The 23,324-nt window shown below is 66.4% G+C and carries 22 protein-coding genes; 9 read left to right on the top strand and 13 right to left on the bottom strand.

The window, feature by feature from the left end; translation table 11 throughout:
- Positions 1 to 188: 188 nt before the first annotated feature.
- Together RDCOP1_RS15805 and RDCOP1_RS15800 are read left to right on the top strand one after the other, a co-directional pair.
- Entirely contained in the window at positions 189 to 965 is a 777-nt protein-coding gene (locus RDCOP1_RS15805) for an SDR family oxidoreductase (RefSeq protein WP_072702277.1), read from the top strand.
- Positions 962 to 1,876 (top strand): SDR family oxidoreductase, encoded by a 915-nt coding sequence (locus RDCOP1_RS15800; protein ID WP_072702274.1) that lies wholly within the window; start codon positions 962 to 964, stop codon positions 1,874 to 1,876. Before RDCOP1_RS15805 ends, RDCOP1_RS15800 begins: the two co-directional genes overlap by 4 nt.
- Before the next feature lie 61 nt (positions 1,877 to 1,937).
- Here RDCOP1_RS15800 and RDCOP1_RS15795 read toward each other — a convergent pair whose 3' ends face one another.
- The 3 genes from RDCOP1_RS15795 to RDCOP1_RS15785 form a co-directional block, all read right to left on the bottom strand.
- Positions 1,938 to 2,597, bottom strand: coding sequence for a GNAT family N-acetyltransferase (locus RDCOP1_RS15795; RefSeq protein WP_072702271.1), 660 nt, complete (start codon positions 2,595 to 2,597; stop codon positions 1,938 to 1,940).
- Between the two features lie 96 nt (positions 2,598 to 2,693).
- Complete coding sequence (locus RDCOP1_RS15790; protein WP_072702268.1) at positions 2,694 to 3,167, bottom strand: nitroreductase family deazaflavin-dependent oxidoreductase; 474 nt, start codon at positions 3,165 to 3,167, stop codon at positions 2,694 to 2,696.
- 1 nt (position 3,168) lies between these two features.
- Entirely contained in the window at positions 3,169 to 4,332 is a 1,164-nt protein-coding gene (locus tag RDCOP1_RS15785; protein ID WP_072702265.1) for a steroid 3-ketoacyl-CoA thiolase, read from the bottom strand.
- Between the two features lie 193 nt (positions 4,333 to 4,525).
- On the opposite strand from RDCOP1_RS15785, the gene RDCOP1_RS15780 reads away from it, so the two are divergent.
- Positions 4,526 to 5,779 carry a cytochrome P450 gene (locus tag RDCOP1_RS15780; RefSeq protein ID WP_072702262.1) on the top strand — a complete coding sequence of 418 codons (1,254 nt, stop codon included), beginning with the start codon at positions 4,526 to 4,528 and terminating at the stop codon, positions 5,777 to 5,779.
- Positions 5,780 to 5,866: 87 nt separating this feature from the next.
- Here the strand turns inward: RDCOP1_RS15780 and RDCOP1_RS15775 are convergent, their stop codons facing one another.
- From RDCOP1_RS15775 to RDCOP1_RS15745, 7 genes are read right to left on the bottom strand one after another with little or no spacing between them, the layout of a single operon-like run.
- On the bottom strand, positions 5,867 to 6,544 hold the full coding sequence (locus RDCOP1_RS15775; protein WP_072702259.1) for a YqeB family protein: 678 nt from the start codon (positions 6,542 to 6,544) through the stop codon (positions 5,867 to 5,869).
- A 12-nt stretch (positions 6,545 to 6,556) separates the two neighbouring features.
- On the bottom strand, positions 6,557 to 7,132 hold the full coding sequence (locus RDCOP1_RS15770) for a nucleotidyltransferase family protein (protein ID WP_072702256.1): 576 nt from the start codon (positions 7,130 to 7,132) through the stop codon (positions 6,557 to 6,559).
- Between the two features lie 25 nt (positions 7,133 to 7,157).
- Entirely contained in the window at positions 7,158 to 7,571 is a 414-nt protein-coding gene (locus RDCOP1_RS15765; protein WP_072702253.1) for a nuclear transport factor 2 family protein, read from the bottom strand.
- A complete protein-coding gene (locus tag RDCOP1_RS15760) occupies positions 7,568 to 8,422 on the bottom strand; it encodes a TIGR03619 family F420-dependent LLM class oxidoreductase (RefSeq protein ID WP_174555826.1) in 855 nt (284 codons plus the stop codon). The genes RDCOP1_RS15765 and RDCOP1_RS15760 overlap by 4 nt, the downstream gene beginning before the upstream one ends.
- Positions 8,423 to 8,459: 37 nt before the next feature.
- On the bottom strand, positions 8,460 to 9,635 hold the full coding sequence (locus tag RDCOP1_RS15755; RefSeq protein ID WP_072702246.1) for a thiolase family protein: 1,176 nt from the start codon (positions 9,633 to 9,635) through the stop codon (positions 8,460 to 8,462).
- Entirely contained in the window at positions 9,635 to 10,696 is a 1,062-nt protein-coding gene (locus RDCOP1_RS15750) for a thiolase family protein (protein ID WP_072702243.1), read from the bottom strand. Before RDCOP1_RS15750 ends, RDCOP1_RS15755 begins: the two co-directional genes overlap by 1 nt.
- A gap of 14 nt (positions 10,697 to 10,710) precedes the next feature.
- On the bottom strand, positions 10,711 to 11,682 hold the full coding sequence (locus RDCOP1_RS15745) for a Zn-ribbon domain-containing OB-fold protein (RefSeq protein WP_072702240.1): 972 nt from the start codon (positions 11,680 to 11,682) through the stop codon (positions 10,711 to 10,713).
- Positions 11,683 to 11,772: 90 nt separating this feature from the next.
- Between RDCOP1_RS15745 and RDCOP1_RS15740 the strand changes: the two genes are divergently transcribed.
- The gene (locus RDCOP1_RS15740; RefSeq protein WP_072702237.1) at positions 11,773 to 12,810 is read left to right on the top strand and encodes an LLM class F420-dependent oxidoreductase; all 1,038 of its coding nucleotides are present in this window, start codon (positions 11,773 to 11,775) and stop codon (positions 12,808 to 12,810) included.
- A gap of 25 nt (positions 12,811 to 12,835) precedes the next feature.
- On the opposite strand, the gene RDCOP1_RS15735 is transcribed toward RDCOP1_RS15740, so the two are convergent.
- Together RDCOP1_RS15735 and RDCOP1_RS15730 are read right to left on the bottom strand one after the other, a co-directional pair.
- Positions 12,836 to 14,365 (bottom strand): AMP-binding protein, encoded by a 1,530-nt coding sequence (locus tag RDCOP1_RS15735; RefSeq protein WP_072702234.1) that lies wholly within the window; start codon positions 14,363 to 14,365, stop codon positions 12,836 to 12,838.
- Between the two features lie 158 nt (positions 14,366 to 14,523).
- Positions 14,524 to 15,357, bottom strand: a complete 834-nt coding sequence (locus RDCOP1_RS15730; protein WP_072702232.1) for a crotonase/enoyl-CoA hydratase family protein — start codon at positions 15,355 to 15,357, stop codon at positions 14,524 to 14,526.
- 78 nt (positions 15,358 to 15,435) lie between these two features.
- Here RDCOP1_RS15730 and RDCOP1_RS15725 point away from each other — a divergent pair, with 78 nt between their 5' ends.
- Positions 15,436 to 17,094, top strand: a complete 1,659-nt coding sequence (locus RDCOP1_RS15725) for an acyl-CoA synthetase (protein ID WP_072702229.1) — start codon at positions 15,436 to 15,438, stop codon at positions 17,092 to 17,094.
- Positions 17,095 to 17,109: 15 nt separating this feature from the next.
- On the top strand, positions 17,110 to 18,222 hold the full coding sequence (locus RDCOP1_RS15720; RefSeq protein WP_072702225.1) for an NAD(P)H-dependent flavin oxidoreductase: 1,113 nt from the start codon (positions 17,110 to 17,112) through the stop codon (positions 18,220 to 18,222).
- A gap of 69 nt (positions 18,223 to 18,291) precedes the next feature.
- Here RDCOP1_RS15720 and RDCOP1_RS15715 read toward each other — a convergent pair whose 3' ends face one another.
- Positions 18,292 to 18,870: a TetR/AcrR family transcriptional regulator gene (locus RDCOP1_RS15715; protein WP_111731675.1), complete on the bottom strand. Its 579-nt coding sequence runs from the start codon at positions 18,868 to 18,870 to the stop codon at positions 18,292 to 18,294.
- A 184-nt stretch (positions 18,871 to 19,054) separates the two neighbouring features.
- On the opposite strand from RDCOP1_RS15715, the gene RDCOP1_RS15710 reads away from it, so the two are divergent.
- The 3 genes from RDCOP1_RS15710 to RDCOP1_RS15700 are packed head-to-tail and all read left to right on the top strand — an operon-like array spanning position 19,055 to position 23,303.
- Positions 19,055 to 20,842, top strand: a complete 1,788-nt coding sequence (locus tag RDCOP1_RS15710) for a multicopper oxidase family protein (protein ID WP_072702727.1) — start codon at positions 19,055 to 19,057, stop codon at positions 20,840 to 20,842.
- On the top strand, positions 20,839 to 22,023 hold the full coding sequence (locus RDCOP1_RS15705) for an alpha/beta hydrolase (protein ID WP_072702221.1): 1,185 nt from the start codon (positions 20,839 to 20,841) through the stop codon (positions 22,021 to 22,023). The genes RDCOP1_RS15710 and RDCOP1_RS15705 overlap by 4 nt, the downstream gene beginning before the upstream one ends.
- Positions 22,020 to 23,303: an oxygenase MpaB family protein gene (locus RDCOP1_RS15700; RefSeq protein WP_072702219.1), complete on the top strand. Its 1,284-nt coding sequence runs from the start codon at positions 22,020 to 22,022 to the stop codon at positions 23,301 to 23,303. The genes RDCOP1_RS15705 and RDCOP1_RS15700 overlap by 4 nt, the downstream gene beginning before the upstream one ends.
- Positions 23,304 to 23,324 lie beyond the last annotated feature (21 nt).

Genomic DNA, 23,324 nt, shown 5'->3' with positions numbered 1-23,324 from the left:
GAATCGTCACGCTAGGGGTGGCCCGGGGGCGGTATCGCCCGATTCCCACTGAGCAGGAGCCAGCGGGTTCGGCGACTCGGCGTATACCGAACCAAGCGATTGCTTGGTAAGTTGGGAGCGACCCGCTCGCGGGTCGGACGAATCCACCTCGGTCGCCGTCGGCGGCCGCACCGACGCGGAGGCAGGGAATGGATCTGGGACTGGACGGCACGGTCGTGCTGGTGACCGGAGGTGTGCGCGGCGTCGGCGCGGGTATCAGCAGGACGTTTCTCCGTGCGGGGGCGACAGTGGTGACCTGCGCGCGCAACGAGGGCGACCGCCCGGTCGAAGCCGACGGCCGGACCGCGGAGTTCCTTCCCTGCGACGTACGCGACCCCGAGCGTGTCCAGGACCTGGTCGACCGGATCGTCGCACGACACGGCAGGCTCGACACCCTGGTCAACAACGCGGGCGGATCACCGTTCGCGCTCGCCGCCGACGCGAGCCCGAAGTTTCACACCAAGATCGTCGAACTCAATCTGCTGGCACCACTGCTGGTCTCGCAGGCCGCGAACGCTGTGATGCAGACCCAGGACACCGGGGGCTCGATCGTCAACATCTCCAGCGTGAGCGGGTCGCGGCCGTCACCGGGCACGGCGGCCTACGGTGCCGCCAAGGCCGGGATCGACAGCCTGGGACAGTCCCTCGCGGTGGAATGGGCACCGAAGGTCCGCGTGAATTCGGTGGTGGTCGGGTTGGTCGACACCGAGCAGTCGCACCTGTTCTACGGTGACGACGAGGGCGTCGCCGCCGTGGGTGCGACGGTGCCGCTCGGGCGCCTGTCCAGTCCCGACGACGTCGGCAACTGCGCAGCATTTCTGGCATCGCCGCTGGCGGCCTACGTCAGCGGATCGACACTGACCGTCCACGGCGGCGGCGAACGCCCTGCCTACATGGCAGCGGCCCGAACGAAGGAGACAAAGTGAGTGGACTGCTGGACGGACGTGTCGCGATCGTGACCGGCGCAGGCCGGGGGATCGGCCGCGCTCATGCGCTCGCCCTCGCCGCAGAGGGTGCGAAGGTGGTCGTCAACGACATCGGCGCCGGAATCGACGGCGCAGCGACCGGAGAATCGCCTGCCGAGCAGGTCGTCGAGGAGATCCGCGCTCTCGGTGGCGAAGCCGTCGTCAACGGTGACGACGTGGCGGACTGGGCCGGCGCGGAGAACCTGGTCGCGACGGCTCTGAACAACTTCGGCCGCCTCGACGTGCTGGTCAACAACGCAGGGTTCCTGCGCGACCGCATGCTCGCCAACATGAGCGAGGAGGAGTGGGACGCGGTGATCCGCGTGCACCTCAAGGGCCATTTCGCTCCGATGCGTCATGCCATGTCGTACTGGCGTGCCGAGTCCAAGGCCGGTAACCCGGTGGACGCACGCATCATCAACACGAGTTCGGGCGCCGGCCTGATGGGCAGCATCGGCCAGGGCAACTACGCCGCCGCCAAGGCGGGCATCGCCGCGCTCACGATCCAGGCCGCCGCCGAGTTCGGTCGTTACGGCGTCACCGTCAACGCGATCGCCCCGTCCGCGCGTACCCGCATGACCGTAGGCGCCGGCGGCGCGATGGCGGAGATGATGGCAGCGCCCGAAGAGGGATTCGACGCCATGGCAGCGGAGAACATCTCTCCGATCGTCGTGTGGCTGGGCAGCGCCGAGGCGAAGGACGTCACCGGCCGCGTGTTCGAGGTCGAAGGCGGCAAGGTCTCGATTGCCGACGGATGGCGCCACGGCGAGGTCGTCGACAAGGGCGATCGCTGGGATCCGAAGGAACTCGGTCCCGTGGTGGAGAAGCTTCTCGCGTCGGGCGAGGCACCCACGCCCGTTTACGGAGCCTGACGACAATGCGCGCTTCCGGTAGCGGGGCTACCGGAAGCGCGCATCGGCGGGGCGGCGCGGCTCAGGCCGGAGTGCGCACCGTCAGGGTCGAACCGGGGAAGTATGCGGCCAGTTCGGTGCGTGCCTGCTTGAGGGTGGCTGTGCCGTAACCCTGCTTGCGCAGCTCGGGACGAACCCAGATGCGCACTTCCACGTCGTTGCCCTCGAGTTCCCCGAATGCGAATCCGACCGGGGTGGGCTCGTCGCCGGACAGATCTTCGGCGACGAGCCACATCCCGGATTCATCGCTCATCAACGCGTTTCCGCGTGCCTGCTCCGCGGCGACGCGTTCCTTGCTGCCGTCGCCCAGCTGGTCGGCGCATCGTGCTTCGAGCAACTGCAGATCCGCCGCCGTCTCGGTTATAGGCCGCACCCGGAAGTGCGCGCCCGTCGCGTACGGCCGAGCCGCGGTCGTCCAGTGCAGCACGGCGTCGAGATCTTCGAGTTCCTCACGGATCTTCTTGCGTTCCGCCTTGGTCAAGCGGCGGAACGGCAGATTCAGCACCGCCTCCGCGCAGAACTCGGTCGTGTCGAGCAACGCGGCGATCGCGGCCACCGCTTCGGCTCGATCGGCGCTCTCGACGATGGCATCGAGTACCTCGTGACGCTGTTCCAGAGCGCGCAGCAGCGCTGCTGCGATCTCCCGCCGGTCGAGGACCTGGTCATGGTTCGTTTGTGCCATCGCGATATCCCTTCTCAAAAGCCTGTGACTACCGCTTCGAGTATTCCCGCATTCCGGGGACCCCGGGGGCCGTAGTCCTACTCACAGACAGCAGTCCTACTCACAGACAACCACCGGGATGACTCGGTCCGTCCACGACTGGTAGTTGTCGAAATCCGGGTACATCGCGACGAGTCGCGGCCAGTACTCCGCACGCTCGGCGTCCGTCGCGACCCTCGCGCGCATCTTGCGCACCCGCGACTTGATCTGGACGGTCACCTCCGGATTCGCCTGGATGTTGCGGAACCACATGGGGTGCTTGGGCAATCCGCCCTGCGAGGCGACGAGCAGCACCTTGTCGCCGTCCTCGAGGAACAACAGGGGAGCGGTTCGGGGCTGTCCCGTCTTCCGTCCGATCGTGGTGACCAGACATACCGGGATCCCCCACGGGAAGGCACTGCCGACGCGCCACTTTCCCCCGATACGTCCACCCGTGGAGCGGTATGCGGCGACGTTGACCCGCGACATCCACTTGATGATCGGGACGGTCGCCTTCGAGTTCAGCCCGTTGGGCGCGGTCGCCCTTCCCACGTCAGATCCGCTCGATGACGGTGCCGGTCGCCAGCGCGCCACCCGCACACATCGTGATCAACGCGGTCGAGCCGTCACGGCGCTCGAGTTCGTGCAGCGCGGTGGTGATCAGGCGCGAACCCGTGGACCCGACCGGGTGCCCGAGCGCGATGGCTCCGCCGTTCACGTTGACCTTGTCCATGTCGGGGCCGTGCACGTTCGCCCACGACAGCAGGACCGACGCGAATGCCTCGTTGACCTCGAACAGGTCGAGATCGCCGATGCTCATGCCCGACTTCTCGAGCACCTTCGCGGTGGCTTGCACCGGGCCGTCGAGGTGGAATTCGGGTTCGGCGCCGACCAGTGCCTGCGCGACGATGCGGGCGCGTGGCTTCAGGCCGAGTGCCTTCGCTCGGTCCTCGTCCATCAGCAGGACGGCGGCTGCGCCGTCGGAGATCTGCGAGGAGGTGCCGGCGGTGTGGATCCCGCCTTCCAGCACGGGCTTCAGCTTCGCCAGCGACTCGGGCGAAGTGTCGCGAAGTCCCTGGTCTCGGGTGACGGTCTGCTTCTCCCCGGTGGGATTCCCCTGCTTGTCGACGACGGGAGCGACGACGTGCAGCACCTCGCGGTCGAAGCGGCCCTCGTCCCATGCCTGCTTGGCGAGGATCTGCGACCGGACGCCGAGGGCATCGACGTCCTCACGGGTGATGCCGCGCCTGCGGGCGATACGCTCGGCAGCCTCGAACTGGTTGGGCATGTCGATGTTCCACGACTCCGGGCGTCGCGGACCGGCCTGATCGCCGACGTTGGCGCCGAGCGGGACCTGACTCATCGCCTCGATACCGCACGCGATTCCGGCGTCGATCGCGCCGGTGGCGATGAGACCCGCGATGAGGTGGTTGGCCTGCTGCGCGGAACCGCACTGGCAGTCGATGGTCGTGGCGCCCACCTGCCAGGGGAGGCCGGCGTTCAGCCAGGCGGTGCGCGTGATGTTGTTCGACTGCGCGCCGGCCTGGGTGACACAGCCGCCGATGACCTGCTCGACGAGAGCCGGATCGATGCCGGCGCGCTCCACGAGTCCGCTCTGGGCGGCACCGAGGATTTCAGCAGCGTGCAGGCCCGCGAGCCATCCACCCCGCTTTCCGATCGGGGTGCGGACGGCCTCGACGATGACTGGGGTGCCCACGGCGGGCTCCTTTCTCTGCGTTCACTGCACTCTAATGTCCTCCGCAAAGTAGAACAGGTTGCCGTCGATGGCGACAAGGGTGCGAATCGGTCGGGACGTGCTGCTCTCTTGGTCACGAGCCGAGCCTGTGTTTGAATGGTTTTAGAACGTGTTACACATCACGCGAGCGGTACTCGCCAGGCAGGAGAGATAAGTGGCGCAGCCGAACATCCCCGAAGGCATCGACTTCACCGATCCCGACTTGTATGCAGACCGCATGCCGTTCGAAGAGTTCGCCGAACTCCGGAAGACGGCACCGGTGTGGTGGAACAAGAAGTCGCCTGAGAAGGGGGGATTCCACGACGACGGGTTCTGGGTGGTTTCCCGGCACGAGGAGGTCCGTGAGGTCTCCCGCCGGAGCGATGTGTTCTCCAACTGGGAGAACACCGCGATTCCGCGGTTCAACGACGACATGCCCCGAGAGGCGATCGAACTCCAGCGCCACGTCCTGCTGAACAAGGACGCGCCCGAGCACACCAAGCTTCGCAAGCTCGTCGCCCGCGGCTTCACCCCGCGCGCCATCAACGGACTGCGCGACGAACTCGATCGCCGGGCGCGCGCCATCGTCCAGGATGCGTGCACCGCCGGTCAGGGCGACTTCGTCACCCAGATCGCCGCCGAGTTGCCCCTACAGGCGATTGCCGACCTCATCGGTGTGCCGCAGGAGGACCGCTCGAAGATCTTCGAATGGTCCAACCAGATGACCGGCTACGACGATCCCGACAACACCGCAGACCCGGCGGCGGCGTCGATGGAGGTGCTCGGCTACGCCTACCAGATGGCGGCCGACCGCAAGGCGAATCCGGCGGACGACATCGTCACCACCCTGATCGAGGCCGATATCGACGGCGACGAACTCGCTCCCGAGGAATTCGGCTTCTTCTTCATCGTGCTTGCTGTTGCCGGCAACGAGACCACTCGCAACGCGATCACGCACGGCATGGCGGCCTTCCTCGATCATCCCGAGCAGTGGGAGATCTTCAAGCGCGACCGCCCGAAGACCGCTGCCGACGAGATCATCCGCTGGGCCACACCGGTGACCTCCTTCCAGCGCACCGCGCTCGAGGACACCGAACTCGGCGGGCAGACGATCCGCAAGGGCGACCGCGTCGTCATGCTGTATGCGTCGGCGAACAACGACGAAGAGGTCTTCGAGAATCCGCGCGAGTTCGACATCCTCCGCGACCCGAACCCGCACCTCGCGTTCGGTGGCACGGGCGCCCATTACTGCCTCGGGGCCAACCTGGCGCGCATGGAGGTCGATCTGATCTTCGGTGCGATCGCCGACCACATCCCCGACATCACCAAGATCGGTGACCCGCGTCGTCTGCGTTCCGGTTGGCTCAACGGAATCAAGGAATTCGACGTCGATTACAAGACGTCGGGTGGCTGCCCCGTGCAGCACTGACACACGGCAGTAGCGCGGACCCCTGCACCTCCGGGTGCGGGGGTCCGCGTCGTTCGGGGCACTTGCCGGACAGTCAGGACGGGGTGGTCAGTTCACGCGCCGGTATTCTTGCCGGTCGTCGATGTCGCGGACGACGACCCCGTGTTTCTGCAGCTGATCATGCAGAGCTGCGGCGACATGAATCCTTCTGTCCTCGAGCGCGGCTCGACGCTTCCGAAGCAATTCGTGGGCGCGTTCGCCGAGATCGCGACGGCCGTCCACCCAGAGCGTGAAGTTGTCGTGGGGGTTCGTGTCCGCCCAGGGATATCCGTGGTCGCGGAACGCGGCACCGACCGCATCGGTGTCCAGATCATCGTCTACGTGGCGCGCGAGTTCCCGGCCCGACGAGTCCGTCAGGACGAGGTGCTTGCCGTCCAGATACACGGCGCTCACGTCGGTGCGGGCCACGTACTTTTCGGCATCCTTCTGTGTGAGACGGACGCCGGTGGAGTCGACTGTGACGGTGGGTGATCTGCGGAGGGCAACCACGCCCAGCACCGCACCGGCGATCAGCACGGCACCGCTGAGGATCGGCACCGGCCACCTTGTGATCGTCTCGGCGACGATTGCGAACGGGCCGGGCACGACGGGAAGCATCTCCACTGTCCATCGGCCGACCGGTGTTGCGGTGAAACCGAGGCCGGCACCCACGAGCACACCGGCGAGGACCAGGTACCAGAACAACCGGCGGGGCATCGAGACTCGGGCGGGGTCGGACTCTGTCACAGCAAGGACTCCTCAGGGCTCGAGCCGGCGCAGATCGCCGACGGTGTCGATGTCTCCCGCATCCGCCAGGGCGGTGCAGTCCAGTCGCCGAACCCGGTCGCGTTGGCGCGCAAGGTAAGTGCGTGCACCTTCGTCCGCCGTCGCCTGCTGTGCCGCCGCGACGGCGTCGGCGTGGTCGAACACCACCGGATGACCGGGCCGATCGCCGAACACCGGAAGCGTCACCGTCCCGCGGCGGTGCTCGGTCAGAACGTGCCGGACGAGTTCGGCGGTGATACCGGGGAAATCCACGACCGTGAGCGCGACCGTGCCGTGACCTCCGGCAGCACCGACGCCACGGCGCAACGACGTCGACATCCCAGCGCTCCACTCCGGATTGACCACCACGGTGACGTCCGGCGGACACGCTGCGGCGACCTCGTCTGCGTAGGCGCCGAGCACCACGATCACCTCGTCGCACCCGCCGTCGGCGAGTGCGGTGGTCACGGTGTGCAGCAGGGGACGGCCGCGGTGGGGGAGGAGCGCTTTCGCGCGCCCACCCAATCGCGAGCCGTCCCCTGCAGCGAGAACGATGCCGGCAGTGCTCATCCCCCGACTCTACGAGGGATCGGCGCTACGCAGCGGGCCGTACCGTCTTCATCGCTCGGTCCATCTCCCAGAACGCCCGCAGCGACACGATCTTGCCGTCGCCGTCGACCCGGTACACGAAGACGCCCTCGGCATCGATGATGTTTCCGGCCATCGTGGTGCGAATGGTGCCGACGTTGACGCACTCGTCACCACACACCAGCACATCGTCGATGAGGAACTCGAGCTTGTCGGTGTTGGCGATCGTCATGTCGTAGAAGGCGGCGATGGCGTCGCGGCCGGTGTGACCCTTGCCTTCCGGGTCGAATCCCGACGGTCCCACTGGATCTTCGACGCAGGCGTTCTCCGCGAACACACCGAGCCACTCGTCCTTGCGCTTGCCGCTTGCAGCCGTTTGCGACGCGCGCGCCGCCACCCGTGCGGGGTGTTCCTCACTCATGCCGCGTCCTTTCCGTGAATGTACTTGTCCGCGAACCTCCGCAGCGATTCCTGTTTCGCATCGAGCGGCGAATCGAAGCCGTGACCGTCGAAGATCCACGGCACCACGAGAATGTCGGTGACGCCGGCGTCGGCGAGTTCGGCGTAACCCGACGAACCGAACCGATCGACGCATACCGCCTGGATCTCGAACGGCACGTCGGCGCGCCCGTACTCTTCGCGCAGTTCCCGCAACCGGGCGATGACCGCGACGAGGTCGTCGAACTTGATCATGGCCGAGGTCCAGCCGTCGCCGACCCGTGCGGCACGGCGCAGCGCGACGTCGGTGTGCCCACCGACGTAGAGCGGCACCGGGGCGGTAGGGGCGGGACTCATTTGGAGCCGGTCGAAATCGAAGAACTCGCCGTGATGCTCGACCATGCCGCCCCCGAGAATCAGCGACAGCACCTCGATCATCTCGTCGACCCGTTTGCCGCGGCGCTCGTACGGCGCGCCGCACCACTCGAACTCCTCCGGCGCCCAGCCGATCCCGACTCCGAGACCGAACCGGTTGCCGGTGAGGTTGGCGACCGACCCGACCTGTCGCGCGAGGAGCACCGGGTTCCGGGACCCAAGCTTGAGGACCTGGGTGTAGAACCTGATGGTCGACGTCGCCGCACCCATGGACGCAGCCGCAATGAGCGGATCGACCCACGGGGTGTCCGGTGTCCACATCCGCGACCCGTCCGGCGTGTACGGATAGTCGACGCTCTGCTTCTCCATGAAGAACAACGAATCCGGCAGTGCGATCGACGAGAACCCGCACTCCTCGGCGGTCTGTGCGATCCCTGTCAGTTGATCCAGCGGTGTCATGGCGACCGCCACGGTGAAATCGACCACGGTGACGCCCCTAGTTCGCCGGCCGGTCGGACGAGACAACCCACATCGAGAAGTACTGGGAGCCACCGCCGTACGCGTGTCCGAGCGCCTTCCGTGCCCCGTCGACCTGGTGGTCACCGGCCTTGCCCATCACCTGGATCGCGGCCTCGGCGAAGCGGATCATCCCGGATGCACCGATGGGATTCGAACAGAGAACACCGCCGGACATGTTGATCGGCAACTGACCGCCGATCGCGGTTTCTCCGGACTCGGTGAGCTTCCATCCCGCTCCCTGCGGCGTGAAGCCGAGATTCTCGAGCCACATCGGCTCGAACCACGAGAAGGGGACATAGATCTCGGCGCAGTCGATCTCGGTGAGAGGATCGGTGATGCCCGCCTGCTTCCACAATGCGGCTGCCGCGACCCGGCCCGCCTGGGGATCGACCTGGTCGCGACCCGCGTACGTCGTGGGTTCGGTGCGCATGGCGGTGGCGTGGATCCACGCGACCTTCCGCCCGGCCTGCTCTGCGGCGGTGGCACTGTCGGCGTCCCCGAGCACGACGGCGCACGCCCCGTCCGAGGAGGGGCAGGTCTCGTCGTAGCGGATGGGGTCCCACAGCATCTGTGATGCTTGGACCTTCTCCAGGGTGATGTCCGGCTGCTTGAGATGTGCGTACGGGTTCTTCGCGCCGTTCAGCCGGTCTTTCACTGCCACCATAGCCCCGACGTGTTCGGGTGCTCCGGACCGTCTGATGTACGAGCGGACGTGCGGAGCGAAGTAACCGCCGGCACCGGCACCGACCGGCATGGTGAACGGAACCGGTGTCGACAGCGCCCACATGGCGTTGGATTCGGACTGCTTCTCCCACGCCACGGCGAGGACTCGCCGGTGGACGCCGGCCTGCACCAGGCTCGCCGCGACGTTCGCGGTGGATCCGCCCACCGACCCCGCGGTGTGCACGCGCAGCATCGGTTTGCCGGTCGCGCCGATGGCGTCGACCATCGACAACTCGGGCATCATGACGCCCTCGAACAGGTCGGGGGCTTTGCCGATGACGACGGCGTCGATGTCGTCCCAGCCGACCTGTGCGTCGAGCATGGCGCGGTCGATCGCCTCGCGCACCAGGCCGGACATCGACACGTCATGACGCTTGGCGACGTAGTGGGTCTGCCCGGTGCCCAGGACAGCTGCGGGTTGCTTCGCCATCAGTTACGTCCCTCCAAGACAGCTACCAGATTCTGTTGCAGCACTGCGCCGCCCGTCGCATGGGCGAGCGCGCGGCCCGCTGTCCCGTTCATGATCGCCTGGGCGGCATAACCGATTCGCTCGAGACCACCGGAGAACATCGCGTTGCCGCTGAGCGGACCACCCGACGGATTGACGACGGTGCTCTCACCCAGTCCGATCTCCTCACGGAGGATCAGTTCCTGGTGGGTGAACGGGGCGTGCAGTTCTGCGACGTCGAACGAGGTGTCGCCTCCCGTCACGGCGCGCGCGGCCGCACGTGCGGACGGGGCGGTGGTGAGGTCTGCGGCACCGAAATTCGGCGAGTCGATCCGATGCTCGATTCCGGTGATCCACGCGGGGTTCTCACACAGTTCGCGTGCCCGGTCTCCCGTGGCCAGAACGACCGCGGCAGCCCCGTCGGTAACGGGAGCGCAATCGTGCTTGCGGAGCGGGTCGGAGATGTACGGACGCGAGAGGAGTTCTTCGATGTCGAGGTCGCCGGAGAGCTGGGCCTTCGGGTTGTTCTTCGCGGCGGCGAGGGAGCGCACGGCCACTTCGGCCATTTCCCGATCGGTCCACTTCCCGGATTCGAGACCCATCCGGGCCTGAAGGCCGGCGAGCGAGACGGAATCGACTCCGAGAGGCGCGACGAGATACGGATCGAGTTGCAGCGAGAGCGTCCGCCGCAGCGTTCCGGCCGACGACTTGCCGAAGCCGTAGACCAGGGCGGTGTCCACCTCGCCGGTGATGAGCTTGACCCACGCCTCGTAGAGAGCCCACGCGGCGTCCATCTCGACGTGGGACTCGTTGATCGGGGGCACAGCACCGATGGCGTCGATGGCCGAGATGAACGAGAAGGCGCGCCCGGCCAGATAGTCAGATGATCCGGAGCACCAGAAACCGATGTCCGACTTCGTGATCCCGAGCTTGCCGTAGAGCTCCTGGAAGCAGGGGACGAGCATTTCCACGCCGTTGGTGGTGCCGAACGTCTCGCGCACGTGTGGGGCGTGCGCGAAGCCGACGACTGCAATGTCTGTCATTGTGCTCGACGCTCCTAGAGGTGGTGTTTGAAGGTGTCGAACTCGGCGTCGGGCTCGCCGGTCGGGCGGAAGTATTCGATGTTGCGCAGTGTGTGGTCCCACTCTTCGCGAGGCCGCCACTTGGCTTCGACCCGCATTCCCATGCGCACCTCGGAGGCCTCGCACTCGAGGATGAGGTGGAGGAACGGGATGTCGGCACCGTCGAGCAGCACATACGCGGCGACGTAGGGCGGCTTGATCTGCTGGCCCATGAACGGCACGTTGACGATGCAGAACGTCGTGACGATGCCCTTGTCGGGCAACTCCACCGGTTCCTTGGTGGGCACGCCGTCGGTGGGGCTCGCACCGCGCGGCGGCACGTACACCTTTTCGCCGGGACCCGTACGGCCACCGATGATCTTGCCTTCCTTCAGCCCCCGGAGGTACCAGGACTCCTCGGGCGACGCACTGTGCCGGTAGTGCAGGTCGACGGGGGTCGTGATCATCGAGACCGGCTCGCCGGGCTCGGCCGGTGTACCCGGTGTCGCTTCGCCGGGCTCGAAGGCCGCGATGTCGTGGATGGTGCCGGTGCGCTCGGGTGCCCAGCGGATCCGCACGCGCAGACCCGTCTCGATGTCGTCGGGAGAGGCGACGTCCACCGCGTGCAGGATCGAGGTGTCTGCGCCGTCGAGCCGGATCAGTGCCCATGCGAAGGGGCGATCGAACGGCTGGCCCGGCAACGGTTCCGCGCTCCACGTCCAGCTGACGACGGTCCCGGTCTGTCCCACCTCGACGAACTCGGTGAGCGGTTCATGGGTGACCGGGTCGTACTCCGGAGGAGGGACGAAGACCCTGCCGTCGGATCCACGGGCACCGACGACGCGTCCGTCGCGCAGTCCGGTGACGAACGCGCCGACAGTCGGCCCGGTGGATCGTGTGTAGTCGAACTTCAGATTCAGCGGCGCATTGAGCGGTGGCTCGGCGACCGCACTCTTTCCCAGGCTCACAACTTCGAGTAGAACAGGTTCTAGTGTTGCTGGCAAGGGTAGCGTGTGATCTGCACCTAGCCGGACTCGGCCCGACCTGAAAGGCGTTCAATGAAACTGGGACTGCAGCTGGGATACTGGGGTGCGCAACCACCGGCGAACGGACCGGAACTTGTTGCAACGGCAGAAGCCGAAGGGTTCGATGCGGTCTTCGCAGCCGAGTCATGGGGTTCGGATGCTTTCACCCCACTCGCGTGGTGGGGGTCGTCGACCGATCGCGTGCGACTGGGCACCTCCGTCGTCCAGATCTCCGCGCGGACACCCACCAGTTGCGCCATGCACGCACTGACGCTCGACCACCTCTCCGGCGGCCGGCACATCCTCGGTCTCGGAGTCTCCGGCCCGCAGGTCGTCGAGGGCTGGTACGGCGTTCCGTTCGCGAAGCCGTTGGCGCGGACCAGGGAGTACGTGTCGATCATCCGTCAGGTGCTGGCCCGCGAAGCACCCGTCACGAGCGCGGGACCGCACTATCCGCTGCCGTACACGGGTGCCGGCGCCACCGGACTGGGCAAGCCGCTCAAGCCGATCACTCATCCGTTGCGCTCGGACATCCCGATCTGGCTGGGCGCCGAGGGACCGAAGAACGTCGCACTCACGGCGGAGATCGCCGACGGCTGGCTCGCCATCTACTACACGCCGCGTCTCGCGCCCATGTACAACGAGTGGCTCGACGAAGGGTTCGCCCGGCCCGGCGCACGGCGCACACGGGAGGATTTCGAGATCGCCGCGACCTGCCAGGTCGTGGTGACCGACGACCGCGAGGGCACGATCGCGGCGATGAAACCGGTGACGGCGTTGTACGTCGGTGGGATGGGTGCACCGGAACTGAACTTCCACGCGCAGGTGTACCGGCGGATGGGTTACGGCGACGTCGTCGACAAGGTCACCGCACTCTTCCGTTCCGGCCGCAAAGACGAGGCGGCCGCGGCGATTCCGGACGAGATGGTGACCGAGACGATGATCGTCGGAGATCTCGGTGAGGTGCGCGACGGGGTGCGCAGGTGGGAAGAGGCCGGCGTCACGATGTTGCTCGTCTCCTGCCGTGACGCCGCCCAGATCAAGGAGCTTGCCTCGGCCGTGCTGCGGTGATCCGGGCGGCAGTCGCACAATCTGCTCAGGAGGTGTAGGCCGCCTTCAGCTTTCCCTTGACCAGCTTGCCTGTCGGCGTGCGGGGAAGCCGGTCGACGAAGTCCACGGACTTCGGGACCTTGAAGTGTGCGACCCGGTCGCGGACGTACGCGAGCAGTTGCTCCGCAAGTTCCGGGGATTCGGTGGCTCCCGGGGACAGCTCCACCACAGCCTTCACCTCCTCGCCCATCTCAGGGTGCGGCACCCCGATGACGGCGACGTCGTCGACGGCGGGATGGAGCGCGAGGACGTTCTCGATCTCCTGCGGGTAGATGTTCACGCCGCCGGAGATGATGGTGAAGGATTTGCGGTCGGTCAGGTACAGGAAGCCGTCGTCGTCGAGGTACCCCAGATCGCCGACGGTGGTCCACGTCGGATGCTCGGGATGCTGCGCGGTCGCCGTCTTCTCGGGATCGTTGTGGTAGGTGAAGGGGATGTGGTCGGCCTCGAAGTAGATCGTGCCGATCTCGCCGGGGGAGAGGACCCTGCCCTCGTCGTCGCAGATGTGTGCGGGGCCGATGACGCTCTTGCCCACCGAGCCGGGGTGCTCGAGCCATTCCTGACTGTTGATGAACGTGATGCCGTTCGCTTCGGTGGAGCTGTAGTACTCGTAGACCACCGGGCCGAGCCAGTCGATCATTGCGCGCTTGACGTCGGGCGGGCACGGCGCAGCCGCATGGATGAGCACTCGGATACTCGAAAGGTCGTGCCGCGTACGGATTTCGGGGTCGAGTTTGAGCATGCGCACGAACATCGTCGGGACCATCTGGCCTGCCGTCACGGCGTACTGCTCGATATGGCGCAGCGCGGTTTCGGGCTCGAACTTCGAGGCCAGCACCACCGTGCCCCCGAGCGCGTGGATCGCGGCACCCCATCGCAACGGTGCGGCATGGTAGATCGGTGCGGGGGAGTAGTAGACGTCGGCGTCGCCGATGCCGAACATGTACTGCGCGACCATCACCAGGGATTCACCGGGCTCGTCCACGCGCCGCTCGGGCAACGGCGGCTGGATTCCCTTGGGGAAGCCGGTGGTGCCCGAGGAGTAGAGCATGATCGCGCCGGACGGTTCCTCGTCGAGTCGCGGCCCGGCGCCGGCGATCGCATCCTCGTACGAGTCGAAACCCGGAATCGCGCCACCGAACGAGAGTCGCGCGGAGTGAGCGCCGACCGTGTCGCCGACCTGTTCCGCGAGGTCCCCGAGAGTCGCCGAGACGACCAATGCCTTTGCGCCGCTGTCCTCGACGATGTACGCGACCTCCCCTGCGGTGAGGTGGCTGTTGACCGCAGTGATGTACAGGCCGGACCGCAACGCTGCCCAGAACACCTCGAACGCTTCGACCCGGTTGTCCGTGAGCAACGCGACGACGTCACCCTGCCGTAGCCCCGCGTCGTGCAGAACCCGGGCAAGCGCAGCCGAGTGATCGTCGAGTTCTCGGTACGTCAGGCTGCGGTCGCTGTCGGCTAGGACGACGGCAACTTTGTCGGGTGTGGTGCGCGCGTGGACTCCGGGATACATGGGGCTCCTTACTGCGTGAACGAACCGCACAACTGTGTGTCGTAGGTCACAGCGGAATGTAACACCGGCACCTGATCCGTGTGTGATTCCGTCTCACCGCCGAACAGCAACGACGTGGCCGTACGCGGGGTGCGGCCACGTCGTTCGGTGGTGGGGAGTCAGGCTCCGGTGAACTTCGGGCGACGTTTCTCCGCAAAGGCGCGGGGACCTTCCTTCGCGTCGGCGCTCTTGAACACGGCGGCCCCGAGTTCGGCGTCGATCCGGAATGCCTCTTCCTCGTGCAGGCCCTCGGAGTCGCGGATCGTGCGGAGGATCGCCTGGACTGCGACCGGCCCGTTGTTCGCGATGGTCTCGGCGATCTCGAGTGCCTTGTCGAGTGCGGTGCCGTCGGGCACCACGTAGCCGATCAGCCCGATCTCTTTGGCTTCCGCGGCTTTGATGTGCCGGCCGGTGAGCAGGATGTCCGCCGCGATCGTGTACGGAATCTGGCGCACGAGACGTACTGCGGAGCCACCGAGCGGGAACAGTCCCCACTTGGCCTCGGACACGCCGAACTTCGCGCTCTCCCCGGCCACGCGGATGTCGGTGCCCTGGAGGATCTCTGTGCCGCCGGCGATGGCCGCGCCCTCGACGGCTGCGATGAGCGGTTTGGTCAGCCGGCGGCCCTTGAGCAGCGCGGGCAAGCGGGACAGATCCCAGCCCCCGCCCTCGAACTTGTCTCCCGGGGCCGACTGGTTCATCGCCTTGAGGTCGGCGCCGGCGCAGAACGCGCCGCCGGCACCGGTGAGGATCGCGACGCGGATCTCGGGATCGTGGTCGACCCGGTCCCAGGCCTCGGACATGATCGCCATCATCTCGCCCGACAACGCGTTACGTGCCTCCGGCCGGTTGAGCGTCACGACGAGGACGTGGCCGCGTTGCTCCACGAGGCAGTGGGGAGCGCGGGACGAAATGTCCGGATCGGCTGCGCCGGGGGCTGCGGGAGAGGACACTGGGGACTCCTGGCTGTGTTGTGAAATAGGTCTCAGTAAAGTCTTGTCAATAACGGTAACACGTTCTACTTTTGTGGCGTGCCCCTTAACATCGCAGACCTCGTCGAGCACGCAATCGACCTCGTTCCCGACCGTGTCGCACTGGCCTCGGACGGCAAAGAGGTCACCTACGGAAAATTGGAGGAACGAGCCAACCGACTCGCCAACTACCTGGCCGAACAGGGTGTGAAGCCGGGCGACAAGGTGGGTATCTACTCCCGGAACACCATCGAAGCCGTCGAGGCGATGGTTGCGGTGTTCAAGATCCGGGCCGTCATGGTCAACATCAATTACCGGTATGTCGAGAACGAGTTGCAGTACCTCTTCGACAATTCCGATATGGTCGCGCTCATCCACGAGCGCCGGTACTCGGACAAGGTCGCCAATGTCCTGCCTTCGACACCGCTGATCGAGACCGTCGTCGTGATCGAGGACGGCACCGACACCGACTACTCGTCGTACGGAGGGGTCGAGTACGAGAGCGCACTCGCAGGGAGTTCCCCCGAGCGCAACTTCGGTGAGCGCAGTCCCGACGATCTGTACATGCTGTACACCGGCGGCACCACAGGCCATCCGAAGGGCGTCATGTGGCGTCACGAAGATGTCTGGCGCGTGCTCGGTGGCGGCATCAACTTCATGACCGGTGAATGGGTGAAAGACGAGTGGGAACTCGCCAAGCAGGGCGCCGAGAATCCGGGCCTCGTGCGGTACCCGATTCCGCCGATGATCCACGGCGGCGCGCAGTGGGCACTGTTCCAGTCGCTGTTCAGCGGCGGCAAGGTGATCATGCACCCCGAGTTCTCGGGTCACGAAGTGTGGCGGATCATCGACGACCACAAGGTCAACGTCATCTTCATCACCGGTGACGCCATGGGCCGCCCGATGCTCGACGCGCTCGAAGAAGGCAACCCGAAGACCGGTAAGCCGTACGACCTTTCGACCCTCTACGCGATGGCGTCGAGTGCCGCGCTGTTCTCGCCTTCCCTCAAGGACCGCTTCCTGGAACTGCTTCCCGGCAAGGTGCTCACCGACTCGATCGGGTCGTCCGAGAGCGGGTTCGGCGGACTCGGGATCGTGGAGAAGGGCAAGACCCGCGGTGGTGGTCCGACGGTGAAGATCGACGAGTCGACCACCGTCCTCGACGAAGACGGCAATCCCATCGCTCCGGGTTCCGGACAGGTCGGGTTGATCGCGCGCAAGGGCAACATCCCGCTGGGCTACTACAAGGACGAAGAGAAGACGAAGGCGACGTTCCGCGAGTACAACGGCATCCGCTACTCGATCCCGGGCGACTACGCGCGGGTCGAGGAGGACGGCACGGTGACCATGCTCGGTCGCGGGTCGGTCTCCATCAACAGCGGTGGCGAGAAGATCTACCCGGAGGAGGTCGAGGGCGCTCTCAAGCAGCACCCGGCGGTGTTCGACGTTCTCGTCGTCGGTGTACCCGACGAGCGCTTCGGTGAGCGGGTGGCCGCGGTGATTGCACTCCGCGAGGGCATGACCGCGACCCTCGACGAACTCGTCGCGAGCGCCCGCACCAAGATCGCGGGCTACAAGGTGCCGCGGAGCGGATGGTTCGTCGACGAGATCAGGCGCTCGCCGGCCGGCAAGCCGGATTACCGGTGGGCGCACGAGCAGACGGCGGCGCGCCCGGCCGACGAGCACTGCAACACGAGCAGCACCGGCGCAGTGGGCTGAGGGAGAAGTAGAAGTATGCAGACCGCACTGAGCCGGAAGTTCGGAATCGACTATCCCGTCTTCGGATTCACCCCATCGGAGCACGTCGCGGCCGCCATCAGTCGTGCAGGTGGACTCGGTGTCCTCGGATGCGTTCGCTTCAACGACGCCGACGAACTCGACGCCGTCCTCACCTGGATGGACGAGAACACCGACGGGAAACCGTACGGTGTGGATATCGTGATGCCCGCCAAGGTGCCGACCGAAGGCACCGCGGTGGACCTCGACAAGCTGATTCCCGAGGAGCACCGCGCGTTCGTCGACCGGACCCTCACCGAACTGGGTGTGCCCCCGCTCTCCGACGACGTCGAAGAGGCGAGCGGTGTGCTCGGCTGGTTGCACTCGGTGGCGCGGTCGCACGTCGACATTGCGCTCGGGCACCGGATCTCGCTTATCGCGAATGCTCTGGGGTCACCGCCCAAGGATGTCATCGATCAGGCTCACGAGAAGGGAGTGCCCGTCGCGGCACTTGCGGGTGCCGTCGAACACGCACGCAGGCACGTCGAGAACGGCGTCGACATCGTGATCGCGCAAGGCTACGAGGCGGGTGGGCACACCGGTGAGGTGGCCTCGATGGTGTTGTGGCCCGAAATCGTCGACGCCATAGGAGATTCCGCGTCGGTGCTTGCTGCCGGAGGCGTCGGTTCCGGCAGGCAGGTCGCGGCGGCGCTGGCGCTGGGTGCCGACGGGGTCTGGATGGGCTCGTACTGGCTCACCGCCGCCGAATACAAGCTCGGTTCCGCGGCGAACGGCCCGTCGTCGATACAGCGTGCTCTGCTCGGCGCGACGTCGTCGGACACCGTGCGGTCGCGCATCTACTCGGGCAAGCCCGCGCGCCTGCTCAAGACCAAGTGGACGGAGGCGTGGTCCAGGCCCGACGCACCCGCGCCTCTGCCCATGCCGCTCCAGAACATTCTCGTCAGCGAAGCGCACCAGCGTATTTCGGCAGCCGGCGATCCCGAGGTCGTCGCAATGCCGGTCGGGCAGGTGGTGGGCCGGATGAACGAAATCCGTCCCGTGTCCGACATCATGAACGAACTCGTCACCGGCTACGACCAGGCGGTCGATCGTCTGAACCAAGCCCGATAGTCCCGGGGGGGGCGTGGCTGTGCCCGGGAGGTGATTCCTCCCGGGCACAGTTGCTGTCGGGTGTGCTGTCTACTTCCGGACCAGGATCGACAGCAACGCCTGAATCTGCTCGACCGTGGGGGAGGGCAGGTTGTCGCGGCCGTACACGAATCCGATTCCGGCATAGACGAGGGTGCCGCCGCGTATCCGCGCTTCGTCCTCGTCGAAACCCAGTTCGAGGAAGGCATTTTCGACGACGGTCATGATGCGCTGGTCCAGGGCGCGCACCGATTCGGCCACTTGAGGATCGGACCGTGCCCACTCGCGCACCGCAACTTCGGCTTCCCACGCCCGGTCGTCGACGAGCATCGTGCCCATGCGGGCGAGGCGTTCCCGGACGGGGAGTTCTTCGACACTGGTCAGGCCACGGGCTGCGTCGTTGTCCTGTGAGGTGTACCGGGTGGCGATGGCCTTCATCAGGTCGTCGATATCGGTGAAATGCCAGTAGAAGCTTCCCTTGGTAACGCCCAGGTCGTCGCACAGGCGGGAGATCTTCACGGCGTTGCGGCCTTCGGTGACGAGCAGTTGCAGTCCGGCCGCGGTCCAGTCGTCGAGGGAAAGCCGGGGGCGTCGACCGGAAGGCTTGTCGCTCTTCGCCGCTCGCTGCACCACGGGCCACCTCTCGTCTCTCGCTGTGAGACGAGCCTACAGGTCGCCCGAGCAGGGACTACCGGCTAGCGAGCCGTCCGCCGCTTGCCGCCATTGACCACACCATACCGTATGGTATTGTGATGCCGATCACGAAGTCTGCTGCCTCGTCGGCCGGGGTCGCGTGAAAACGGAAGCCTGGTCCATGCGCAATATCAGTCGCAGAACTCTTCTCGCCGGAATCGCAGCCGGTGCCGGTTCGGGTCTGCTGGTCGGGGGAAGAGCGCTCGCTGATCCACCGAAGATGCCCCGCCCCATGCTCTTTCCCTCGCCGCAACTTGCGCCGTTCGTCGACGACCTTCCCGTTCTCCCGCACGTGGGCGGCTCGTCGCTCACGATCGACGCAGTCGACGCGATGCACAGTTTCCATCGCGACCTCGCTCCCGGGCCGGCCCTGGCGTACGGCGGCAACACGTATCTCGGCCCGGTCATCACCGCGCACCGCGGGCAGGAAACGACGATCGAATACCGCAATCGCATCACCGCGCACCCGTTCGCCGCCGATTTCGACACCACCCTGCACGGCTTGAGCGAGCGAGACCGCACCGACGTCGCCACCTCCATGCACTTGCACGGAGGGGTGACCCCACCCGAGTTCGACGGCCATCCCGAGAAGGTCGTGCGACCGGGGCAAGGATCGACATACCGATTTCCGAACAGGCAGGCGGCCGCAGCGCTGTGGTATCACGACCACGCCATGGCCGTGACCAGGCTGAACGTCTATGCCGGACTCGCGGGCCTGTACCTGCTCCGCGACGAATACGACACAGGAGAACGCGGCAACCCGCTGGGATTGCCCGCCGGCGAGTTCGAACTTCCACTGGTCCTGCAGGAAAAGATCGTCAACGGTGACGGAACGCAGAGCATCCGCTCCACACCGATCGTTCCGCAGGGCAGATGGGAAGGCGGGGCCGTGGGCGACGTCGGTGTCGTCAACGGCAAGATCTGGCCGGAGAAAAGCGTGGCACGCGGCCTCTACCGGTTGCGCCTGGTCAACGCGGCGTCTTTCAGCGTGTGGGATCTGCATTTCTCCAACGGCATGCCGTTCTGGGTGATCGGGATGGAAGGGGGTCTGCTCGACGCCCCCGCGCCGACTACCCGGGTCCGTCTGGCGCCGGGCGAACGTGCTGATCTCCTGGTCGATTTCGGCACCCTCGAACCCGGCGCCACCGTCGAACTGCGCAACATCGAACCCGCGGCGCCCCAGGCCGCGCAGATCGGCGCAGTCCATATGCCGATGTTCATGCGTTTCCGGGCCGAGGCGACACGCGGTTTCCGAGGTCCGGTGCCGGTCCGCCTACGCGGAGGGCCGGGGCAAGCACCGGTCGTGGGACCGGTCCCGGTGCCGCAGCATGTTCGTCACGTATCGCTGAGTCAGCCGTCGGACGTCCGACTGCCGCCGTCGATCATGTCCCTCAACAATCTCCGGTTCCACAGCGAGGACATCGAGATGCCCCGGCAGGGGACCGTCGAGCAGTGGAACATCGTCAACGCCACACCGGACCCGCACCCGATCCACCTCCACCTGGTGCACTTCCGCGTCGTGGGTCGCCAGGCGATCGACACCCTCGCGATGTGCGCGCGGCAACCGCAGCCGCCGATCGGGACCAAATGGACGCCCGACGCCGATCCGTTCGTCGTCGAACCGCTGCGCGGTCCCGAGCCGTGGGAGACCGGCTACAAGGACACCGTGATCTGCGATCCGAACTCGGTGACCCGCATCGTCGCGTACTTCCCGACCGCCGACGAACTCGGCTTCGATCCCGACGCGACCTTCTCCGCGGCCGTGGGCGCATCCGGCACACAGGGTGCCCATCACGATTCGCATGCCGGCCACGGAGAGGCTCATCGGCTCCAGGGTTACGTGTGGCACTGCCACGTCCTCGACCACGAAGACCACGACATGATGCTCAAATACCGGACGGTGCAATGAACTCCACGACAGGTTCCGAACCCCGCGACTTCTTCCAGCGCATTCCGTACGAACCGGCGACGGACGGCCGCATCGAGATGCATTCCGGCCTCAGCCGCCATTATCCGACGCTGCACGGCAACCTCGTCGCGACTCCCGAACACTCACGCGAGGTCGGTGTGATCATGTGTCACCCCGCGTCGAACTTCCTCAGTCATTTCCTGCTCCGCGCGTTCGCCGAGGCCGGGATACCCGCGATGGGCCTCAACACCCGGTACGCCTCCAACGAACCGGCGCTCATCATGGAGCGCGCCGCGTTCGACCTCGGTACCGGCGTGCGCTGGATGACGGACGAACTCGGTTTCGAGAAAGTGGTGTTGCTCGGGTTCAGCGGCGGCGGCTCGCTGGCGTCGTTCTATCAGTCGCAGGCGGAGAACCCCACGGTCACGCACACCCCCGCCGGTGACCCCGCGCGGTTCGCCGAGGCGAACCTGCGCCCCGCCGACGCGTTGCTGCTCGTCGGAGCCCACCCGGGGCGCGCGCGGGTGCTGCGGCACTGGATCGACGGTGCGGTCGTCGACGAGGCGGACCCGTACGCGACGGATCCCGACCTCGACCTGTATGCGCCGGACCGGACGGTACCGCTCGACCGTGAGTGGGTCGCCCGCTACCGCGACGCGCAGCTTGCCCGGATGCGCCGCATCGACGCGTGGGCTCTCGGGCAACTCGACGAACTGAACCGGGTGGGTGCGTCCGACCGCGGGTTCGTGGTGCATCGCACCGTCGGAGATCCCCGGTTCGTCGACACCACCCTCGACCCGTCGGATCGGGAGGCCGGCAGCATGTACGGCGATCCGGCCGCCGCCAACACCGCCGCCGGTGGGCTCGCACGATTCGTGACGGTGCGCAGTTGGCTCAGCACATGGAGCGTGGACCACACCAACGCCGACGCACTCACCGATCTGCAGAACGTCACCGCGCCGACCCTGGTGATGAGTCTGCTCGCCGACCAGGCCGCCTTCGCCGAGGACTCCCGGCTGATGCGCGATGCCCTGCCGGGTGACGCCGAACTGATCGAAATGCGCAATCTCAACCATTACCTGGTGGACCAGCCCCGAGGCCTTCACGACGTGGTGACCCGCCTGACCGGATGGATCCGCCGCACGGTGACAGACGACCGAGCCGAGGAGGCATCGGCATGACCGGAACACTGGAAACAACGCCCGGCGAACCCGGCACCATAGACCGCTGCCCGAGTGCGTTCCCGTACTGGCAGGCGCAAGCCCGCCCCGGGGTCCGGCGGGTACGGGGCATGATCCGGGCTGTGACGGGGTTCGACATCCTTCCCACCGACGAGCAGGCCCGCGCATTGTGCAACGACCTCTACAGTGGCGACCCGACGGCCGAACGTTTCGTCGACGAGGTCTACCACGGCGAACTCGGTCCGCAGGAGGCCCGCGCACTGCTCGAGCGGGCCCTGACGGACGGTGTCGACGCCGTTCCCGAGGCGCCCGCCGCGATGAAGGCTCTGTTCGAAGAATTCGAGACGGTCCCCGACTGGGTGCAACCGGAACTCGTCGAACAGGGCGCCCAGATCTGGCGGCGCTGGGGCACGATGCTGTTCAGTTTCGCCGGTGCGGAAACTCTCGAGATCTACACGGAATCCGCTGTGGCGACCCCGCTCTCGCTTGCCGGCGGCTACGCGGGTGACAACGCTCTGCGCAGGTTCCTCGAAACCTCCCGGTTCTGGATCGACGTGTCCGAACCCGGTGCGCTCCTCACCCCCGGATCGCGGGGGCGGGCCACCGCCCTGAAAGTGCGGATCATGCATGTCTCGGTACGTGCCCGGGTCGCCGGTCACCCGGAATGGGACACGGGAAAATGGGGTCTGCCGATCAGCCAGACCTACATGCTCCTCACCCTCATTGCGGGGAGCGTGACCCCGGGCGTCGCACTGTGGTCCCTCGGATACCACACCACGCCGCGAGAGATCCAGGCGCTCATCCACTTCCAGAAGTACATGGGCTACCTCCTCGGTGTGCGGATGACCTGGTACCCCGAGACGATCGGCGACAGCGTGCGCGCGCTGCTGACCACCGTGGTGTCGCGATCGTACGACTCGGGGGAATGCGGGAAGGAACTCATCGAGTCCTACCCGCAGGCATTCGCTCCGCGAGAAGGGCAGCGCGGTCTCGCGCTGCTGCGCGCGAAGTACAACTTCCGGATCAATTCCGTGTACTCCGCGATGTTCATGTCCCCCGGCACCAGACGCAAGTACTCGATGCCGAAGGTGCTGCCGTGGATGCTCATTCCGATCGTGCGGTTCCCTCTCATCACGCTGATGGAACTTGCCCGACGGTTCGTACCCGGCGTCGGCACGCTGCACGAGAAGATCATGGTCGCTCATCGGGAGAACTGGTACAGAGCGCAAATGAACGGCCGCGAAGCGCAATTCGACGCCAGCGGTGCGCTGCGTCGTTGATCTGAAATGCGATCGAGCGGG

This window comes from Rhodococcus coprophilus NBRC 100603 (assembly GCF_001895045.1).
Lineage (GTDB): Bacteria > Actinomycetota > Actinomycetes > Mycobacteriales > Mycobacteriaceae > Rhodococcus > Rhodococcus coprophilus.
The sequence above is the reverse complement of the archived record's forward strand: the minus strand, read 5'-3'. Positions and strand labels throughout refer to the sequence as shown.